This window comes from Providencia sp. PROV182 (assembly GCF_028480325.1).
GTDB classification, from domain to species: domain Bacteria; phylum Pseudomonadota; class Gammaproteobacteria; order Enterobacterales; family Enterobacteriaceae; genus Providencia; species Providencia hangzhouensis.
Window position 1 is genome coordinate 76,077 of sequence record NZ_JAMPOL010000027.1, and the last position, 20,867, is coordinate 96,943.

Annotated in this window: 20 protein-coding genes; 5 read left to right on the forward strand and 15 right to left on the reverse strand. The window is 40.7% G+C overall.

Annotated features, from left to right (window positions below; translation table 11 throughout):
* Positions 1-42 precede the first annotated feature (42 nt).
* Entirely contained in the window at positions 43-975 is a 933-nt protein-coding gene (locus PR834_RS18235; RefSeq protein ID WP_272536845.1) for a hypothetical protein, read from the reverse strand.
* A gap of 5 nt (positions 976-980) precedes the next feature.
* Positions 981-1,712: a hypothetical protein gene (locus PR834_RS18240; RefSeq protein ID WP_272525540.1), complete on the reverse strand. Its 732-nt coding sequence runs from the start codon at positions 1,710-1,712 to the stop codon at positions 981-983.
* Between the two features lie 360 nt (positions 1,713-2,072).
* On the opposite strand from PR834_RS18240, the gene PR834_RS18245 reads away from it, so the two are divergent.
* From PR834_RS18245 to PR834_RS18255, 3 genes are all read left to right on the forward strand, one after another.
* On the forward strand, positions 2,073-2,567 hold the full coding sequence (locus PR834_RS18245) for a GNAT family N-acetyltransferase (RefSeq protein WP_262960895.1): 495 nt from the start codon (positions 2,073-2,075) through the stop codon (positions 2,565-2,567).
* A gap of 84 nt (positions 2,568-2,651) precedes the next feature.
* Complete coding sequence (locus PR834_RS18250) at positions 2,652-2,840, forward strand: type II toxin-antitoxin system CcdA family antitoxin (protein ID WP_094962730.1); 189 nt, start codon at positions 2,652-2,654, stop codon at positions 2,838-2,840.
* Positions 2,840-3,160 carry a CcdB family protein gene (locus tag PR834_RS18255; protein WP_112307951.1) on the forward strand — a complete coding sequence of 107 codons (321 nt, stop codon included), beginning with the start codon at positions 2,840-2,842 and terminating at the stop codon, positions 3,158-3,160. Before PR834_RS18250 ends, PR834_RS18255 begins: the two co-directional genes overlap by 1 nt.
* Before the next feature lie 71 nt (positions 3,161-3,231).
* Here the strand turns inward: PR834_RS18255 and deoD are convergent, their stop codons facing one another.
* From deoD to PR834_RS18305, 10 genes are all read right to left on the reverse strand, one after another.
* The gene (deoD, locus tag PR834_RS18260) at positions 3,232-3,948 is read right to left on the reverse strand and encodes a purine-nucleoside phosphorylase (protein WP_272536846.1); all 717 of its coding nucleotides are present in this window, start codon (positions 3,946-3,948) and stop codon (positions 3,232-3,234) included.
* A gap of 300 nt (positions 3,949-4,248) precedes the next feature.
* Positions 4,249-5,472 carry a phosphopentomutase gene (gene deoB / locus PR834_RS18265; RefSeq protein WP_004905728.1) on the reverse strand — a complete coding sequence of 408 codons (1,224 nt, stop codon included), beginning with the start codon at positions 5,470-5,472 and terminating at the stop codon, positions 4,249-4,251.
* 52 nt (positions 5,473-5,524) lie between these two features.
* Entirely contained in the window at positions 5,525-6,847 is a 1,323-nt protein-coding gene (gene deoA / locus PR834_RS18270) for a thymidine phosphorylase (protein WP_181489266.1), read from the reverse strand.
* Positions 6,848-6,895: 48 nt separating this feature from the next.
* Positions 6,896-7,675 carry a deoxyribose-phosphate aldolase gene (deoC, locus tag PR834_RS18275; protein ID WP_094962728.1) on the reverse strand — a complete coding sequence of 260 codons (780 nt, stop codon included), beginning with the start codon at positions 7,673-7,675 and terminating at the stop codon, positions 6,896-6,898.
* A gap of 474 nt (positions 7,676-8,149) precedes the next feature.
* Positions 8,150-9,433, reverse strand: a complete 1,284-nt coding sequence (locus PR834_RS18280; protein ID WP_172412291.1) for a NupC/NupG family nucleoside CNT transporter — start codon at positions 9,431-9,433, stop codon at positions 8,150-8,152.
* Positions 9,434-9,738: 305 nt separating this feature from the next.
* The gene (locus tag PR834_RS18285; RefSeq protein ID WP_036958567.1) at positions 9,739-10,524 is read right to left on the reverse strand and encodes a TatD family hydrolase; all 786 of its coding nucleotides are present in this window, start codon (positions 10,522-10,524) and stop codon (positions 9,739-9,741) included.
* Positions 10,517-11,614, reverse strand: coding sequence for a patatin-like phospholipase family protein (locus tag PR834_RS18290; protein ID WP_004905737.1), 1,098 nt, complete (start codon positions 11,612-11,614; stop codon positions 10,517-10,519). Before PR834_RS18290 ends, PR834_RS18285 begins: the two co-directional genes overlap by 8 nt.
* Positions 11,615-11,746: 132 nt before the next feature.
* Positions 11,747-12,157, reverse strand: coding sequence for a BON domain-containing protein (locus tag PR834_RS18295; protein ID WP_004905738.1), 411 nt, complete (start codon positions 12,155-12,157; stop codon positions 11,747-11,749).
* Positions 12,158-12,348: 191 nt separating this feature from the next.
* The gene (gene prfC / locus PR834_RS18300; protein ID WP_094962725.1) at positions 12,349-13,938 is read right to left on the reverse strand and encodes a peptide chain release factor 3; all 1,590 of its coding nucleotides are present in this window, start codon (positions 13,936-13,938) and stop codon (positions 12,349-12,351) included.
* Positions 13,939-14,151: 213 nt separating this feature from the next.
* On the reverse strand, positions 14,152-15,216 hold the full coding sequence (locus tag PR834_RS18305; protein ID WP_004905742.1) for a tartrate dehydrogenase: 1,065 nt from the start codon (positions 15,214-15,216) through the stop codon (positions 14,152-14,154).
* A 102-nt stretch (positions 15,217-15,318) separates the two neighbouring features.
* Between PR834_RS18305 and PR834_RS18310 the strand changes: the two genes are divergently transcribed.
* Both PR834_RS18310 and PR834_RS18315 read left to right on the forward strand, forming a co-directional pair.
* Positions 15,319-16,233, forward strand: a complete 915-nt coding sequence (locus PR834_RS18310) for a LysR family transcriptional regulator (protein ID WP_272536847.1) — start codon at positions 15,319-15,321, stop codon at positions 16,231-16,233.
* Positions 16,234-16,267: 34 nt separating this feature from the next.
* Entirely contained in the window at positions 16,268-17,173 is a 906-nt protein-coding gene (locus PR834_RS18315) for a helix-turn-helix domain-containing protein (protein WP_004905746.1), read from the forward strand.
* A 45-nt stretch (positions 17,174-17,218) separates the two neighbouring features.
* Here PR834_RS18315 and PR834_RS18320 read toward each other — a convergent pair whose 3' ends face one another.
* From PR834_RS18320 to PR834_RS18330, 3 genes are read right to left on the reverse strand one after another with little or no spacing between them, the layout of a single operon-like run.
* Complete coding sequence (locus PR834_RS18320; RefSeq protein WP_272525541.1) at positions 17,219-18,172, reverse strand: PDR/VanB family oxidoreductase; 954 nt, start codon at positions 18,170-18,172, stop codon at positions 17,219-17,221.
* A gap of 16 nt (positions 18,173-18,188) precedes the next feature.
* Positions 18,189-19,637: an NAD-dependent succinate-semialdehyde dehydrogenase gene (locus PR834_RS18325; RefSeq protein ID WP_272536848.1), complete on the reverse strand. Its 1,449-nt coding sequence runs from the start codon at positions 19,635-19,637 to the stop codon at positions 18,189-18,191.
* 39 nt (positions 19,638-19,676) lie between these two features.
* Positions 19,677-20,804 (reverse strand): aromatic ring-hydroxylating oxygenase subunit alpha, encoded by a 1,128-nt coding sequence (locus PR834_RS18330; protein WP_094962720.1) that lies wholly within the window; start codon positions 20,802-20,804, stop codon positions 19,677-19,679.
* Positions 20,805-20,867 lie beyond the last annotated feature (63 nt).

Sequence of the window (20,867 nt, forward strand, 5' to 3'; positions counted from 1 at the left end):
AACGGGCTAATTTGTCTATTTTCACATAAATAAAATTAACAATTAATTTTTGGAAAATAGCCTTCGTATATTATTAATCATTCGACTGAATACATGTGAAATTATTTTTTTTAAACTCACTTTCTTCATTAACTCTTCTGTATCTCTATTTTTTTCAGGTTCCAATAACTCTATCTTACTTGCAACACTGAACTTTTCATTTCCCTTCAATTCGTTCACTCTATCCATTGAATAAACGTTTATGAAATCATTAACCTTATCAGCAATGTTTTTATGAGTATAATGTGATACTTTTTGTATTAAATCGTATGAAGACTTAAAAACATCTTCAATTGAATCTTTTTTCAAAAAATCTATAATTGCCATTTTAAATTCATTTAATTTACGTGGTGTAATATCCTGTAATTCAAACACGGATTTTATGGCATACAAAATTCGACTCATCGGACTGTTATTCTTTCTAATATATAACTCATGCTCATCCAAATATTTATCAATAATATTATTAATTTTTTCACAAACCAATTTATTATCGTATTTTTTTAGTATGTTCTGTGCATTGAACATTTCTCTTTCAAAGAATTCAGGGGTTTTACTTGACTTTAACTCATTAAATTTCGCCTTAATTTTAGACTCAATCAAGTTTAATGACCTTCTCGAGATTCCATTAAAAGGCACTTTAATTTTAATCGCTTCCTCTATCGTATGACTAGCAAGAATCTTTTGAAATTTAGGTTCTTTTTCACTTGATTCAGTCTGACTTAATTTATTTTTTCTTATTGAAAATCCATTGACCATACTATTTATTTTATCAGTAACTACCACAATATTCAGTTTATCAACCCGCCCTTTACAGTGCTCCATCTTTTCTATAGATTCATTATTTATAGAATTACTTTCTATTGGCACATTTTTTTTTAGTTTCTGATTATATGAATCGCTATTGTATGCATTGGAAGCAAGCCCTTGCTCCAAAGTACCTACTTTTTTGTTTTGTCACTTACCTCATTCTGTATCATTGTTTCTTCTGATATTACTGCTATATTTCCTTTACTCTCTAGGAACTTTTCTTTATCAGGTCGAGAAGTTTCAGCATTCTGCTGAACTAACTGAGTATTTGAACCTACAGGATATTGATCTTTAGTTTCGATATGCGGAGCTAAAACTTTGTTTATCATTTCATAAACAGTTTTACTTCTACAGCTTAATGCTAAAACTTGAGCTTCAAGCAATGTTGATTTAAACTCTTCATTCGACATTATTTTTTTTGCATTTTTTACTATTTCATCAATCTTTTTAATTGACTTCTCATCAATAGATTTATTTTTCACTTTGAGTGAAATAGCTTCGCATAATGAATGTTTTTTGGTATTAATAGCGTTTAATTTTTTAATTAAACTCGAGTAATCCTTATTATCATTCGGTCTTAACGTTTTTGCCTGTTTAATAATAATACCTCGGATGCCATCGCAAAAATCTTGAGAATTAAAACCATGAAGAGATTTATTTATATTACCTATTATTTTATAATATTTTTTAGCATCAACCTGAACACTAACTTTCGAAATATTACTATGGAAACAATCCTTCAACAATACATCAGTACTATCTATCAATTGATAACTAGAACAATAATCAATTATTTTATTAGTTAAATCAATTCCACTTCGGGAATAATCAATTTTCCCATAACAGGATTTTTCAGCACCCATGACTTCCCCTTAATTTACAATCATTAACAAAACCATTTTATCTCAATAAATTATGAACCTCATCTGCGATAGGATAATCACTACTTAAATCATTTTTATTTATATTGAACAAATCAAAAAATGCCAATTATAAACATTGAAAGTTAAACTCTAAATACGCATTCAGACATAATCCTAAATTAATTTAAACTAAATTACTCATAATAGTATAAGCTTCTATTTATTTTTTATATCAAATAGCGATTGCAAAATAGTTATTTTATTTCATCATTTTCATATGATAACTCTTATATCTCATTGACATAAAATGAATTTAATGTGATTAATATTCTTGTAAAAACAACGATAATGAGAAAAGTAATGAACAACATGACCATCCGCAGAGCAACGCTGGACGATGTCCCGGCAGTTACCCAAATGCACGCTGCCTATTCGGCGTATGCCAATACGTTACAGCTGCCATACCCAGCAGAAAGCACATGGGAAGCTCGCCTAAGTGCAAATGATCCGCTGGTAACGCAATTTGTCGCAGAGCTTAACCAAGAGATTGTTGGCTTACTGGTTATTCATCAACCTAGCCAAGTGCGCCGTCGCCATGTCGCTACTTTCGGAATTACCGTTAGTGAAGCCCACCAAGGCAAAGGCATTGGCTCACAACTGATGCAAGTGATGGTGGATTACTGTGACAACTGGCTGAATGTCCATCGCATAGAGCTAGAAGTATTCGCAGCAAATGGCAGTGGCATTGGGCTGTATGAAAAGTTTGGCTTCGAGCTAGAAGGCCGCATGAAAGATTATGCATTTCGTGATGGGCAATATGTTGATGCCGTGATGATGAGCCGGATAAAAAGTTAGTCTTAAAACGCCCAGCGCAGTTGCCAGCATAGTGGTGCTACCCTAAAGTAATACCCATCTTATCCACTTAATTTAAGGTAGCCCATGAAAACGCAAAATCATTTCACTGAGATGCAAAATAAGGCAAACCTACAACAAGATTTTCCCCTTACTATCAAACAAAGCTCTGATGCCAAATGGAAAGAAAAAAATAGAACAAACATTGATAGCTTTAACGAATTTGAACAACAAGCAGGGCTATTTACTGATGATAATGAGTATGGGGTGATTTAATGCCTCAATATGCTGTTTATCGTAATAAATCAATCAGGTCGAAAGACCAATATCCTTATCTTATTGATATCCAAAATGACCTACTGAGTGACTATCACTCACGTGTTATCATGCCTATATCGCCATTATTGCATAACAATTCACAAGTTAAGGCTCTAACCCCTGTGGTTTATATTAATGGTATTCACCATGTAATTATCACTAAATCCATAACCACTATTTCCATTAATAAACTTAAACCACGTGACCTCGTCTGTATCATCCCAAATGTTCATGCAAAAATTATTTCGGCTGTTGACATGATCATTTCGGGGATTTAGAACTTTTATTTCACAAAAAATGCCACGCTATACGTGGCATTTAAAAAATCATATCTGTATTGAGTTAACGACTATTTGTCACCTAGCAACACTGAATCCAATGCAATCTCAATCATTTCATTGAACGTGGTTTGACGTTCTTCTGACGTTGTTTGTTCGCCAGTTTTAATATGGTCAGAAACAGTACAAATCGTTAACGCACGTGCGCCAAACTCAGCAGCAACACCATAAATACCCGCAGCTTCCATTTCAACACCCAAAATGCCGTATTTTTCCATCACTTTAAACATATCAGGATCTGGTGAGTAGAATAGGTCTGCTGAGAACAGGTTACCCACACGTACATTCACGTTTCTTGCTTTTGCCGCTTCAACTGCATTATGGACTAAGTCATAGTCTGCAATCGCTGAGAAATCATTTTCTTTAAAACGTTGACGGTTAACACGAGAATCAGTACAAGCACCCATACCAATTACAACATCACGCAATTTTACGTCATCCATTACTGCGCCACATGAACCAACACGAATAATCACTTTTACACCGAAATCAGTGATCAGTTCTTTCGCGTAAATGGAGCATGAAGGGATCCCCATACCGTGGCCCATTACCGAAATTTTACGGCCTTTATAAGTCCCTGTAAAACCTAACATGCCACGCACATTATTGACTTGGCGAACATCCTGAAGGAAAGTTTCAGCGATGTATTTTGCACGTAATGGGTCGCCTGGCATCAGAACGACATCAGCGAAATCACCCATTTCTGCATTAATATGTGGAGTTGCCATGATTATTTCCCTTTAAACGATTAAATATTTTCAAATGAATAAGGTGGCTTCCCACCTTATTATTAATAATCTGTATCTTACTGGCCTAAGCAATTTGAATCGCAGCCAACGAACTACTGTTAGCCGATTACCCTTCAATAGCTTGCCCATTACCTTTAATTCCCCGCCATTACCCTAAATAATTTGAGTTGTAGCTAGGCGGCAAAGAAAATCATCCCTATGAGCATACATCAGTATGTGATTAGGGTGGTTTTATGCAGCCAACACCGCTACAGCTCAAAGTATGACGGGTAATGGGTGTTAGAGCATTGGTTTACCGTAATCCATCGGCGACAAATCAAAGTATTTCGCGACAGTCTGGCCAATATCTGCGAAAGTTTCGCGATGACCTAATGAACCTGGTTTCACTTTTGGACCATAAATCAACACTGGGATGTGCTCACGGGTATGGTCTGTACCTGGCCAAGTTGGGTCACAACCGTGGTCAGCGGTTAAGATCAGAATGTCATCTTCTTTAACCAACTTCATCAGCTCTGGTAAACGACGGTCAAATAACTCTAATGCTGCTGCATAACCTGCCACATCACGGCGGTGGCCGTATGCAGAGTCAAAGTCCACAAAGTTAGTGAAAACGATGGTGTTGTCGCCCGCTAGTTTCATTTCTTCTACCGTTGCATCGAATAGCGCATCGATACCAGTGGCTTTAATTTTCTTGGTGATACCGACATGAGCGTAAATATCCGCAATTTTACCGATAGAAACAACTTCACCTTGTTTTTCATCAACTAATTTTTTCAATACGGTTGGTGCTGGTGGCTCTACCGCTAAGTCATGACGGTTACCTGTACGTGTGAAGTTACCCGCTTTGTCGCCAACAAATGGACGCGCGATAACACGGCCAATGTTATAACCGCCTTTGGTTAACTCTTCACGCGCTATCTCACACAGCTCATACAGTTTGTCTAAGCCATAAGTTTCTTCGTGACAAGCGATTTGGAATACGGAGTCAGCTGAGGTATAGAAAATCGGTTTCCCGGTTTTCATATGCTCTTCACCCAGTTGATCCAAAATAACCGTACCTGATGAGTGGCAGTTACCTAAGTAACCCGGTAAATTCGCTTTCTCAACTAACGTATCCAGTAACTCTTGAGGGAAACTATTTTCTTCATCAGAAAAATATCCCCAATCGAATAACACAGGAACACCTGCGATTTCCCAGTGGCCTGATGGCGTATCTTTGCCTGAAGAAATTTCGCTCGCATAACCATACGCACCAATAATTTCTGCATTAGGGTCAAGACCTGCAGGGAATGAACCGCTTGATTCTTCTCCTGCTTTACCTAAACCTAATTTTGTTAAATTAGGTAAATGCAGAGGCCCTTTACGACCAATATCCGCTTCGCCACGGGCGCAAGCATCTGCGATGTGACCCAATGTATTGGAACCTTCATCACCAAATTTATGTGCATCATGTGCTGCACCGATCCCAAAGGAATCCAAAACCATAATAAATGTGCGTTTCATATTTTTCTCCTGCGGTATTTTTAAAACGATATACCACTAAAATCTATTTGTATTACTCGCTGATTTGGCGATAAACCATTGGTGTTGTTTCAGGAGATTTGTCTCCAATCACCATCGCTTCACGCACTTCTTTCGCCGCTTCTTCCCACGCTTTTTCACTATTTGCATGGATAATTGCCAGTGGCGTTTGGGTATCCACTTTGGCGCCTAACGCAGCGATATCACTCAAACCAACGCTATAATCAATTGGGTCTGTCGCTTTACGGCGACCACCGCCTAACGTCACTACGGACATTCCCAGCGCACGTGTATCCATTTGCGTGATAATGCCATCTTTTGGTGCATAAACGGCTTTGCTCAGTACCGCAGTCGGCAGGTATTTGTTGTAATTTTCAACAAAATCAGCAGGCCCTTTTTGGGCTGCTACCATACGGCCAAACACTTCTGCCGCTTTACCATTGTCTAATACTGCCTGTAATTTTTGGCGTGCTTCTTCGCGGTTTGCTGCTAATGAACCAGATACCAGCATTTCTACACATAACGCCATGGTGACTTCATAAAGACGTGGGTTACGGTATTCACCCGTTAAGAATTGAACCGCTTCACGAACTTCAACTGCGTTACCTGCGCTGGAAGCTAGCACTTCATTCATGTCAGTCAATAATGCGGTCGTTTTACAACCCGCCCCATTGGCTACTTTAACAATAGACTCTGCTAGCTGTTCTGACTTCTCATACGTTGGCATAAATGCACCAGAGCCGACTTTAACGTCCATCACTAGAGCATCAAGGCCTTCAGCCAGTTTTTTGCCTAAAATTGAAGCCGTAATTAGCGGAATTGAGTCCACTGTCGCGGTAATATCACGGGTCGCATAAAAACGTTTATCAGCAGGCGCCAATGAGTTAGTTTGCCCAATAATTGCCACCCCGACATCTTTGATAATGTCACGGAAACGAACGTCATCCGGGAAGATATCGAAATTAGGGATCGCTTCAAGCTTGTCTAGTGTTCCACCAGTGTGGCCTAAACCACGGCCTGAGATCATCGGTACATAACCGCCACAAGCAGCGACCATAGGGCCAAGCATCAGTGAAGTCACATCCCCCACGCCGCCAGTTGAGTGTTTATCAACTAATGGGCCATTGAGATTGAGTGATTTCCAGTTCAGAACGGTTCCTGAATCACGCATTGCTAACGTTAATGCAACGCGCTCAGGCATGGTCATATCATTAAAATAGATAGTCATTGCCAATGCAGCAATTTGACCTTCTGAAACTGAGTTATCGCGAACACCATTGATAAAGAAACGAATTTCTTCTTCGCTTAATGGCTTACCATCACGTTTTTTACGGATAATTTCTTGTGCCAGAAACACAATATTCTCCTTTAAAGTCGAATTTATCGGCTAACAATATTGCGAAAATTAATAACTGCTGCTTGATTTTTTAACGTCAAAACCTAGCGTATTTAATAAATTTGCTAATAGGCTAGAAGCACCAAAACGGAAGTGGCGGCTATCTGCCCAATTGTCACCTAAAATTCGTCCCGCTAACGCTAAGTATTCTGCTGCTTCTTCTGCGGTACGTACACCACCAGCAGGTTTAAAGCCGACTGTTTTTTCAACGCCCATATCACGGATGACTTGCATCATGATTTCCGCGCTTTCTAATGTTGCATTAACAGGTACTTTACCTGTCGAAGTTTTAATAAAATCAGCGCCCGCTTTAATTGAAATTTCAGAAGCCTTACGGATTAGTGCTGCATCTTTTAACTCACCTGTCTCAATGATTACTTTCAGCAACACATTCGCAGCCGCACAAGCGTCTTTACAGGCTTTCACTAAATCAAAACCAATTTGTTCATTACCCGCAATCAGCGCACGATAAGGGAAAACAACATCAACTTCATCCGCACCGTAAGCAATTGCTGCTTTGGTTTCAGCTAATGCGATATCAATATCATCGTTACCGTGTGGGAAATTCGTAACCGTTGCAATACGCACATCTGGAGTGCCTTGCTCACGTAATGTTTTACGTGCAATGGGAATAAAACGAGGGTAAATACAGATTGCAGCGGTATTGCCTGCTGGGCTTTTCGCCTGATGACACAGTGCGATGACTTTCGCATCAGTATCGTCATCATTTAAAGTGGTTAAATCCATAAGTGACAGCGCGCGTTGTGCGGCCGCTTTTAAATCAGTCATATAACTCTCCAACGTTGTTAATTCTTCAGAACGACACGTTCTTTGTTGGCGAGCGGGCTTGGTTCCTTAAAGATGCTAGTCGGATTCTTTCCGAACTGAGCAGCTGAGATCCTTCTCACCGCATCATGCCCTAGAGTCCTAGACTCTGAGAACTAGCAGTTCCATAGCAGCTTACTAATGCCTATTTGACCATGGAATGATGCCATTTTATGTGCTACAAATCACATTAATCGACTGAATGTTACATTATTAAAATAAAAAATGTGATATAGATCAAATTATACCATCTATCGCCATCAATTCTTCTCTCAAATGGCTTTTTCAATATTTTCTGTATCATTAATTGACTAAGTTAAGAATAGTTGAAAATTTACGATTGATATAAAAAGTCATAAAAGAATATAACGAATCAAAATGAAAACGGAAGGATTAATCCCCTTCCGTTTAATTGGATTAGTTGATAGCAAATATAAATTAAATTACGGCTGCTGCGCCTAACGTTAAGAAAAAGCCAGCAATGGTTGCACTCATTAAGTTAGACAGGGTACCAGCCATAACCGCTTTCATACCTAAACGAGCGACATCACCACGGCGATTTGGCGCCATTCCGCCTAAACCACCGAGTAAGATAGCGACGGATGAAAGGTTAGCAAAACCACATAATGCAAACGAAATAATCGCTTTAGTATGGTCGGAAAGCACTTGTTTACCTGCCGCCAGTACTTCAGCATCCGCTTTCATGTATTCACCGAAGTTCATGAATGCGACAAACTCATTCACAACAACTTTTTGGCCGATAAAAGAACCGGCAATTGTCGCTTCACTCCACGGCACACCAATCAAGTATGCGATTGGGGCAAATAGCCAACCTAATAATAATTCCAGTGATAATTGTGGATAATCAAACCAGCCACCAATACCACCTAAGATGCCATTGATCAATGCAATCAAAGCAATAAAGGCCAATAACATTGCCCCCACGTTCAGCGCTAGTTGCATCCCTGATGATGCCCCAGAAGCAGCCGCATCAATAATATTGGCAGGGCGTTCATCTTCAGCGACTAAATCTGTCGCATCAACCCTATCTTTTACATCTTCTGTTTCTGGAACCATCAGTTTGGCGAATAATAAACCACCTGGAGCGGCCATAAAGGAGGCAGCAATCAGGTATTCCATTGGTACACCCATTTGGGCGTAGCCCGCTAAAACTGAACCTGCTACAGAAGCTAAACCACCACACATAATGGCAAACAGCTCTGATGTCGTCATTGTTGCAATATAAGGGCGAACAACCAATGGTGCTTCCGTTTGCCCAACAAAGATATTTGCTGTTGCAGATAACGATTCTGTTCTTGAGGTTCCCAATATTTTTTGCAGACCACCACCAAGAACTTTAATCACTAACTGCATGATCCCTAAATAATAAAGGACAGCAATTAATGATGAGAAGAAAACAATAATTGGTAAAACGCGGAAAGCGAAAATAAAGCCACCGCCACCAAACAGTTCAAACATTTTATCGGAAACAAGGCCGCCAAAGATGAAGCTCATCCCATCTTGACCATATCCAATAACTTTAGAAACCGCGTCAGACATCCCTTGGAGCACACTACGCCCCGCTGGAACATAAAGAACAAATGCACCAATGGCTAATTGAATTAAAAATGCGCCGCCAACTGTGCGTAGTCTAATTGCTCGGCGATTGCTGGAAAATAGAATAGCTATCGCGATAAGTACCGCCATTCCGATAATACTCATAATGAGCTGCATGGAAGGATCCCTGTTCACTTTATTTTAGGTTGATATATAAGGAAACGTGTAAGTCACCTTGACTCTTAATTTGATGATTATACCTAGTCATCACCAATAACCCGCAATACTCATCACAAATACATACTGCAATAAACAACAAAAATTCACATAATGTGACAAAAATCACAAAATCCATTCAGTTTAATCTGGAAAGGCACTAAAGTCCCAATTAAGCACAATAAAAACCGAATAGATTTTAATAGCCAATTAGTGAAATTATATAAATATTATTTATGATTCTGTATGCGGTTTTACTTGGTGAGATTAAATAACGACAAACTATTGTTGTAAAGTTGTTGGGCTATTTCTGCAGGGGATTCGTGGCGAAGCTCACATAATGAACGAAAAACCCACTCAATACGTTCAGGACGATTTGGTTCGCCTTGAAAACCTGAAACTGGCATATCAGGGGCATCCGTTTCGAATAATAATGAAGTCAAAGGGAGTTGCGACATCACATGGCGAGTTTTATTCGCTCTGTCATAAGTAATTGTGCCACCAACACCAATATAATAGCCAAGTTTAACAAAGGCTTGGGCTTGAGATAGACTGCCGGCAAAACCATGCACAACGCCACGAGCTGGGACATCAAAACGACGTAGCATCGCAGCTAATGGGTCATGGCTTTTACGTGAATGTAAAATAACTGGTAAATCAAACTGTTTCGCTAACTTTAATTGTGCGGACAACACCACTTGCTGGCGCTCAAATTGCGGGTTTTGCATATAGAGGTCAAGCCCAATCTCCCCTATCGCCACACACTTTTTATTCTTTTTAGCTAGATAATCAGTCAATATATCAATATGTTGCTCTTGAAACTGACTCAAATATAACGGATGAAACCCCATAGCGGCATGCAGCTGCGGGTACTGCTGTGCCAGTTGCCAAACTCGTGCAAAATTATCCATACTCACTGTAGGAATGATAATATCACTCACCCCACTTTGTTGAGCAAGCTGCAAACTTTCAGTGAAGGAATCACTAAAAGGTGGGAAATCAAAATGGCAATGAGTATCAATAAATTGACGTTTAGCCATCACGATTTTCATTTGCGGATATTGCGGCCAAAGGCATTGAGGTAACAGGCTCCGCCGCCAATTCAGGAATGAGCTCATTCGGTACTTGTGGCTCAAGCTGAATATCTAATGGGTTAGACTCAATTTTCTGTGCCAAAGTATGGCTAAAGCGATTTGTGTTGTGGTCAAAGGCATCACCCAGTGCTGCAATAAAATAGCGACCACACCGGCGCCCCGTATGGTAATCTTGATTAAGCGAAGATACCTTACTACCCAGCGCACTACTTTTCAGTGGAACAGGTGGATAAATCTCAAAGACCTGTACATCTTTTGGTGGGTTTTCAATAAATTCTTGTGTTCTACGGTAGCTTTTCAGATGAACTTTTAGCATCGCGGCCATACGTTGTAGGCCATTTTTATCCCCTTCCAGCCACCGAGTCATTCTTTTCACCCATTCAGGGGTAAAATACATTTGGGAAGGAACGGTACGGATCACCACAATAGTCTCTGCACCGCGGCGGTATGCCTCTTCAACTGGGATAGCAGCACTAATGCCACCATCTTGGTAAAGCGTGCCATCAAATTCGACACCTTCACGATAAAAGCCCGGAATAGCGCTGGATGCACGAATAATATCGAGCCAGTTGTCTGCGTCAGGCTTTAGAAAAGCAGCGGAAAAATCATCACTGCGGCTTGCTCCCATATAGAATTCACGGCCTGAATTTAATAAATCGAGCCCTGCTTGTATACGTAATGGGAATTCTTTTGCTGTGGTGTCGACGAGCCAATCTAAATCAATCAGATGGCCGCCGCGGATAAAGCGCAGTGGATTGAAAAATGCCGAATTAGTCGTATAACGCGTGATCACACGGCGAGCATAACCTGCTTGCCCACAAATATACGCAGAAAGATTTTGAGCCCCAGCTGAAGTGCCTATCATCAGGTCAAAAGGGTTGAAATCAGAAATAAGAAACTCATCCAGTACACCCGCAGTAAAAATCCCTCGTTGACCACCACCTTCACAAATCAGAGCAGTTTTTCCCGAGTTGATATTATCAAAGAATGCAAGCGGCTCAATCGTGCCGAGTGTAACTGAAACGTGTTTTCCCATAATGCCTCTGAATGACAGAAGTTCACTTTAAATAGCTCAAAAACAGAATGAGCTTCCCTTTGAAAGCCCATTCTATCCGCATTGTACAATAAATATTCAGCAATATGAGCTATTGAGACATTTATTTACTGATTAGTTAGCGATGACTAAACCATTTTGTACTGATTTTACCCCATTAACTTGCGATGCCACTTGGGTAATTTTATCAATTTGATCGGCTGATTTAACAAAGCCTGATAAGTAAACAACACCATTGACTGTTTTTACTGATACGCTGTTACTCGAAATACCTTTCGTACCCAGTAATTTTCCTTTTACATCCGCCGTAATCGCGGAGTCATCAATGTAGTCACCGGTGTTTTTAGCGCCACTCGAAATGGCATTCCCAGTATCTTTACCTGCCATTTCAACGGTCTTAGATGCACTGTCCCAGGTTTCTGAGGCTTGTTTTTTCAAAGCGCTATCTGATGATGAGCTACAAGCCGCGAGCGCCCAGCTCAACCCAATAACTCCTAACAAACTCAATAGTTTTGCTTTTTTCATAAAAACCTTCCTTTCACTGCAATGGACAACGAATAATATAGCCTAAGTAAAAAAACATAAAAAATAAAGAGAAAGGTGATAAAGACAGAATATTCTTGATGATAAGCATAAAAAAACAGGGAAAGTTGCTTTAAATGAAGTTCGAAATAAGATGACCCACTAACTATGCTAGTCGTGGGTCATAAACACAATTAGTGTTCGCGTGTTTTGCGGAATTTAACGTCAGGGTAACGTTCACTAGTCAGGTTCAAATTCACCATAGTCGGTGCGATATAAGACAAGTTGTCGCCACCATCAAGGGCTAAGTTTTGCTCATTTTTGCGTTTAAACTCTTCGAATTTCTTCGCATCATCACACTCAACCCAACGCGCAGTAGAAACGTTAACGGCTTCATAAATAGCTTCAACGTTATATTCGCTTTTCAAACGCGAAACCACCACGTCAAACTGCAGCACACCTACCGCACCAACAATTAAATCATTGTTAGTTAACGGGCGGAACACCTGTACTGCGCCCTCTTCAGATAACTGAACGAGGCCTTTTAACAGTTGTTTTTGTTTTAGCGGATCACGTAAGCGAATACGGCGGAATAATTCAGGGGCAAAGTTAGGAATACCCGTAAATTTGAGCTCTTCACCTTGTGTGAAGGTATCACCGATTTGAATCGTACCATGGTTATGTAACCCAATGATGTCCCCTGCATAGGCGTTTTCGACCTGAGAGCGATCCCCCGCCATAAAGGTTAAAGCATCAGAAATGACCACGTCTTTTTTGATGCGCACTTGGCGTAGTTTCATGCCTTTTTCATAAGTACCTGAAACTATACGCATAAACGCAACACGGTCACGGTGTTTCGGGTCCATATTTGCTTGGATTTTAAATACGAAACCAGTGAACTTTTCTTCTGTCGCATTAACTTGGCGTAAATCTGTTTGGCGCGGTTGTGGCTGAGGAGCCCATTCCACTAGGCCATCTAGCATATGGTCAACACCAAAGTTACCTAACGCTGTTCCGAAAAAGACAGGGGTTAATTCACCCTGCAAGAATGCGTCATGGTCAAATTCATGAGATGCCCCTTGAACCAATTCCAACTCATCACGTAACTGTGCCGCTAATTCATCACCTACGGCAGCATCAAGATCTGGGTTATTCAGCCCTTTAATTATACGGACTTCTTGAATAGTGTGACCTTGGCCTGTTTGGTATAGGATTGTTTCATCGCGTAATAAATGATAAACACCCTTGAATAATTTACCACAACCAATAGGCCATGTGATTGGACAACAAGCAATTTTCAGCTCATTTTCCACTTCATCCATTAATTCCATTGGGTCACGAATATCACGGTCCAACTTATTCATGAAAGTTAAGATTGGAGTGTCACGTAGACGAGTGACTTCCATCAGTTTACGTGTCCGGTCTTCAACCCCTTTACCCGAGTCAATCACCATCAAGCAGCAGTCAACTGCCGTTAATGTACGATAAGTATCTTCAGAGAAGTCTTCGTGACCTGGGGTATCCAATAAGTTAACAAGACAATCATTATAAGGAAACTGCATAACAGAGGTGGTAATCGAAATACCACGCTGCTTTTCCATTTCCATCCAGTCAGATTTAGCGTGTTGGTTAGAGCCACGGCCTTTTACCGTACCAGCACGTTGAATAGCGTGCCCAAACAATAACACTTTTTCGGTTATTGTGGTTTTACCCGCATCGGGGTGGGATATGATAGCAAACGTTCTGCGTGTGCTAACTTCATGGAGAAAGTTCTGATCTGTCATTTAACCGTTCTTTTCGTTTATATACAGATTTGTATAAGCATTCGAAGAGGCTCAATGTGGCTCTTGGCGTCGCAAATCCGTCTTGTTAATCAAAATTGGCGGATATTTTCGCAGATCTTGGGGGTATTAACAATCAAAGCATCGAGGAACAGGCAAAACAGTCCCTCGATGGCTCACTAAATTGACTCAATAAACACCGTCTTTATGCATCAACTAAGCACTAACCAAACGGGCTATTTCATCCCCTAACGCCTGCGTACTGGCATCGCCGCCCATATCACGAGTCAAATGTTGGCGCTGTTTAATCGCTGTTTCTACTGCGGACATAATCGAATCATGCATTTCAGGACATCCCAAATGCTGCATCATCATGGCGGCTGCCCAAATCGTACCAATCGGGTTGGCAATATTTTGCCCTGCGATATCAGGTGCTGACCCGTGAACAGGCTCAAACATCGATGGGAATTGTTTTTCTGGGTTAATATTGGCCGAGGGTGCAATCGCAATAGTTCCCGTACAAGCAGGCCCTAAATCAGACAAAATATCGCCAAATAGATTTGACCCTACAATCACATCGTAGAACTCTGGCATTCTCACCAAGTTTGCTGCAAAAATATCAATATGAAATTGGTCAACTTTGATATCTGGGTATTGCTTCGCCATTTCGGCTACACGGCTATCCCAATAAGGCATTGAATGAAATAGCCCGTTGGATTTCGTCGCTGAACTTAAATGTTTTTTTTCACGTGACTGCGCCAAATCAAAAGCATATTTTAAGATACGGTCAGTGCCTTTACGGGTAAAAACGCTTTGTTGCAGTACCATTTCTTCATCCGTACCTTCGTACTGAATGCCGCCAATCGCAGAGTATTCCCCCTCAACGTTTTCGCGCACGACATAAAAATCAATATCTCCCGGTTTTTTATCTGCTAATGGGCATCTAATGCCATCAAATAAACGAACAGGACGCAAATTAACATACTGGTTAAAAGCACGACGGATAGGTAATAACAGCCCCCATAACGAAATATGATCAGGAACACCAGGGAACCCTACCGCACCGAGAAAAATCGCATCAAATTTTTTTAATTGTTCTAAACCATCTTCAGGCATCATACGCCCTGTACGGTGATAGGTTTCACACGACCAATCAAAATGGGTAAAGTTAAGTTTTACATTGTGTTTATTGGCTGCCGCTGCTAATACTTTTAATCCTTCAGGGATCACTTCGGTACCAATACCATCACCAGGAATAACCGCTATGTTAAATTGTGACATTGTGAAAACCTCTGATAAATGAATTATGTCTGTTTGTTCTCCAGTTTAGGGGTTGCTGTGATAAAGTATAGATATGAAGTGTAATCCTTAGGTTTACAAACTATGAACAAGCTTCCTTCGTTAGAGGATATCCGCGTTTTTGTCACGGTTGCCCGTTTGATGAGTTTCTCTCAAGCCGCATCACAGCTGTTGGTATCCCCAGCTTATGTTTCTAAACGCATTAAGTTGCTAGAAGAAAATTTAGGACAAACTTTATTTTTTAGAACGGCTCGCTCAATTAAGCTGACTCACGAAGGGCAAATTATTTTACGTAGCAGTGAAGTGATGCTAGCTGAATTGGAACAGATGCAACAACAACTCAACGCCTGTCGCGAAGAGATCCGCGGCAATCTACGTATCAGTTGTAGCACAGGGTTTGGCAGTACTTATATTAACCCGTTTATACTCACATTACGGGGGAGTCATCCTTTATTAGGCATTGATCTCACTTTGACCGATAAGTCTGTCGATATTATTAGTGAAAACATTGATGTTGATATCTGTATTGGCGGTACGATAGCTGAGCAATTTATTGCTAGGCGAATTGCACAGAACCAGCGTATTCTGTGCGCTTCTCCAACCTACTTAGCAACACACGGCTACCCAAAATACCCACAAGAACTGGAACAAAAGCACTTTTGTATTGCGATTAAAGAACGTAACCAAGCCCCCGCGGTATGGAAGCTTGAATACCAGCAAGAAAGTATGACGGTCACTCCCAATAGCAAATTAACCGTCAATAATGGTGAAGTCGCCAAGCAATGGTGCTTAAGTGGTGAAGGGATCCTATTGCGCTCCCAATGGAGTGTGCAGCCTGAGTTACAGTCAGGCCAATTAGTACGAGTGTTACCGCAATGGCATCAAACTGCAGATGTTTATGCTGTATATTCGAGAAGTCTCCGAACGAGTGCTAATCTTAGAGTCTTTATCGAAAATCTAGAGCAATACCTTGCTACTCACTTATCACATGGTTTTTAGTTAACTCCATAAGTTATAAGGTAAACATGAATTGATGACAGAAACAGAGACATTCAAAGAACGTTTGTTGAAATTGCTAAAACAGAAAAAAATGAGTCAATTAAAAGCCGCTGAAGCCCTTGGTGTTTCCCGAACGGCGGTTAACAAATGGACGAAAGGTGGCATGATTGATGAAGATAATCTTGAAAAGCTCGCCACGTTATTGGATGTCGACAAGATATGGTTGAAATACGGTGAGTATACCAATAACCAAGTCACTGTTAGCAATTCAGGCGTCATGCGCAACATCAACGAAGTCCATCTTCAAGAATCCGCAGATATCGTGACCTGGGAGTGGGACTTATTAACGGGGGAATTGAACTACTCGGACAACGTTGAAGCTGTTTATGGTATCAAAATCACCAGTAATGAAGATTTCTGGGCTTTAATGAGCCATGACTCCAAAGAAAAATTGGTTAATGGATATTCCAAAATTATTCGTGAAGGCGGTGCCCATGAAATGGATTTTAAAATTAACTGGGAAGGCGATTACCGTTGGATCACATCCCGAGCAACAGGAGTCAGAGGCCCTAATGGCAAAGTGACAAAGCTGGTTGGGATCAGTTTAGACAACACCGAACGTAAGAATACCGAACTACGCCTACGTAAAATCAAATGCTATTTTGATGTATTATTATCTCATTTCAATCATTTAGTCGTATTTACAGATAAAGCAGGCGAAATATTAGCCAGCAACTTACACAATCAATCGACTGAAATAGATTACCTTGAACTACAACGTTTATTATATCAATTAGTGATCAACCATAAGCCATGGTTAGATGAAGTATTTCGTACAGGGCGTGGTCAAATCGTATTTCAAGACAAACAAATTACGGCTTATCAACACTTTAATGATGAAAAACAGCCTTTTTTAATGTTTGAATTAAAAGATATTTAAAACAGGTATTTTGCCCCACTTATGGCCTAAGCGGGGCAACTTTGATTATAAATCAAGGACTAATCGTTTAGATTTAGCTCGCGAAACGCACAACATCATCGTTTTCTGCTCAGCTTTTTCATTATCATCGAGGTAGTGGTCACGATGATCAGCCTCTCCCTCAAGTATTGCCGTTTCGCAGGTTCCACAAACCCCATTACGGCATAAACATTCCACGTTAATGCGCTTATCTGCTTCGATTACCTGCAAAATAGACTCATCTTTACCGACTTCCAAACTAAAGCCTGAGCGTTGGAAATAGACTTCAAATGAATCCCCTTCGCTGGCAACTTCGCCAAAATTTTCAAAATGAACCTGTGATTCACCCAAGTGCTGATGACCCTTTTCAATCACCTCATTAATTAATGATTGAGGGCCACATACATACAGATGGCTATTACTTCCTTGTGCTTTAACTAACTGTTCGACAGACATTCGCTGCCCTTGGCTACCGTCATAAAGAAATAAACGCGAGCCAATACGCTGTTGTAAATGTTCAAGAAATGCCGCCGTTGTACTATCACGAAAACAGTAATGAAGTTCAAAATCCATTCCATTTTCTTCTAATTCATAGAGATAAGAGAGAAAAGGCGTGATCCCAATCCCACCGGCGATCAAAATATGCTTACATTGGTTATCCGGTGCTAACGAGAAAAAATTCTGTGCTGGGGACAAATACAAGCTATCCCCTGGCGATAGCTGCTCATGCATAAATGCAGAACCGCCTTTCGAGTTTTCATCACGCAAGACAGAAATACAATAACTGCCACACTGCTGCGGGTCGCTGATTAACGAATATGCACGTTGCAAACCAGCCTGCTCGCCCATATGAACGGTAATGTGACTGCCTGCGCTAAAAGGCATTAGCGCGCCCTCTTGTGCAACAAACTCGAACATTTTAATATTTGGGCTAATTTGCTCAATTCGACTGACATTGACTGCAATTTTTTGTTGGTTCATCACAGTGCCCCTCTCATCATTCAATATCTAAACACAGATACTTAGTACTTAAATAATCCTCAATACCATATAGAGAGCCTTCTTTTCCTAAACCTGATTGTTTCACTCCACCAAAGGGAGCAACTTCATTAGAAATTAAGCCTGTATTGATACCGACCATGCCACTTTGTAGTTTTTCAGCTACACGATATACACGACTCACATCACGAGAAAAGAAATAAGCCGCTAAGCCATAAATCGTATTATTGGCGCGAGTAACCACTTCATTTTCATCACTAAAACGAATCAATGTTGCAATGGGACCAAAAATTTCCTCATGAACAATCTTCATTGAGTCATCAACATCAACAAGGACTTTTGGATTAAAGAAATTGCCATACTCCGCTACTTCATTACCTAAGGTTAATTGGCGTGCACCTTTCGCTAGTGCATCCTGTAATAACTCATTCATACCATCAATGGCACGTGTCGTTATCATAGGCCCAATATCAGTTCCTGCTTTAAGGCCATTACCGACTTGCAATTTAGCGACTTCTGCAACGAACTTGGTCTGAAATTCATCGAAAATCGTATCTTGAATATAAAAACGGTTCACACAAACACAGGTTTGCCCACCATTGCGAAATTTGGCTTGAACCGCACTTTTTACCGCTTTATCGATATCAGCATCATCAAAAACAATAAAAGGCGCATTTCCTCCCAGTTCGAGTGATGTTTTCTTAATCGTCGATGCGCACTGCTCAGATAGAACTCGGCCAACTTGCGTTGAACCGGTGAACGAAAATTTACTGATAAGCTCATGTTTAGTTAGACGTTCGCCTAGAACACGAGAGTCCCCAGTAATGACGTTAAATATTCCAGCAGGAATGCCCGCTTCATCTGCTAACTGTGCTAAGGCAAGCGCCGTAAAAGGCGTTTCTGTTGCAGGCTTAATGATGATACTACAACCTGCGGCCAGTGCTGGAGCTGCTTTACGGGTGATCATCGCTGCGGGGAAATTCCACGGAGTAATCGCACTACACACACCGATCGGTTGTTTAATCGTTGAAATGCGGTTACTTCCCACTGTTTGCGGGATGGTTTCCCCATAAACACGTTTCCCCTCTTCCGCAAACCATTCAATAAAGGAAGCGGCATAGCGAATTTCACTTTTTGCCTCATTCAGTGGCTTACCTTGCTCGAGCGTCATTAAACGCCCAAGATCATCAACATGGGCTTCAATCAGCTCAAACCAGCGGCGTAGAATGATAGAACGCGCTTTAGCAGTCAGCTTACTCCAACCTTCCATTGCAGAATAAGCATATTCAATCGCCTCATCCACTTGTGTTGCAGACAGGCTGGGGATCGTTCCCAGCACAGATTGGTCAAAAGGATTAGTCACAGGGATTTTTTTATCTGAATCAACCCATTGCCCATTGATGTAACATGACTGACGAAATAGTGCAGGGTGAGTTAAATGATGCATTTGTGACTTCTCCTTTTATTTTTATAATAAATAACGTGATTACTCAGTGTGCGCACCAGCGACGATTTTATGGAAATGGGCAACGCCGTGCTCGCTGATCCCGCTACGTTGCCTATCTGCCATAATGCGGCCTTGGCCACGATAACCCCGTGAGCGTAATCCTTTTTGTACACTTTCTACCAAGCGCAGATCTTCTGGGCGGAATACGGTGCGATACCATTCCACTAAGTTTTTCTGATATTCAGTCAGTTCTTCATTGAGGAAATAAATATCATAGTGCTGCAAGGTTTCCCCTGCGTTCACTGGAAACTCATAAATTACCGTCATGAAATCCCCGCCTGGAGGCATATTGAACATGGTGCTTGGCCAAATCCAAAAACCAAAAAAACGTGGGTCTAAAACAGATTCATCAAACTGATAGGAGGATTCAGAGGGTTTTGCCTTGCCAATTTGAACAGTCCAATTATCCAATAATTGGTGTTCGTATACGTTGACATCCACGGAACTGGCGAAACTCACATGATTGGTTGGGCAGTGATAACATTCAATATAGTTATCAACGATAGTTTTCCAATTAGCAGGAGTATGGCTAACAAAACGCGCTGCCAATTTTAAATCGCTAATGACTCCACAAGCTTCTTGCATTTTTTCGGCTAAGCCAGGAAGTTGCTCTTCAATAGGCTGAGGATCACCTACAGTCATATTTACATAGATAAACCCTGCATGTTCAATAACATGGAAGCTACTTAATGACATTGCATCGGCTTCAAAATTATTCACATTTTCACAATTAGTCGCATGTGCTAATTGGCCATCTAGCTTGAATGCCCACGCGTGGTAAGGGCAAGTAATCACATTTTTGACTTTGCCACTTTCACCGCTGATCAACTGGTGTCCACGGTGTGGACATACATTATAAAAGCCACGTAATACATCATCACGACCACGAACAATCACAAGGCTTTCGCCAATGAGCTCACGAGTGATATAGGAATTTTTTTCTTTTACTTCACTAACATGAGCGACACAAACCCATGAATTAGCAAATATTTTTTCTTTTTCATACTCAAAAACATCATTAGACGTGTAATAACGCGCAGGGATTGTCCATGCGTTATCAATATCAAGGTGATCATTAATCGAAATGACTTTAGCTGCATTGCTCATAATTGCCCTCACTTATGTAAACTTATAGTTAACATCTTTTTTAGGAATGTTAATGCAGATCGC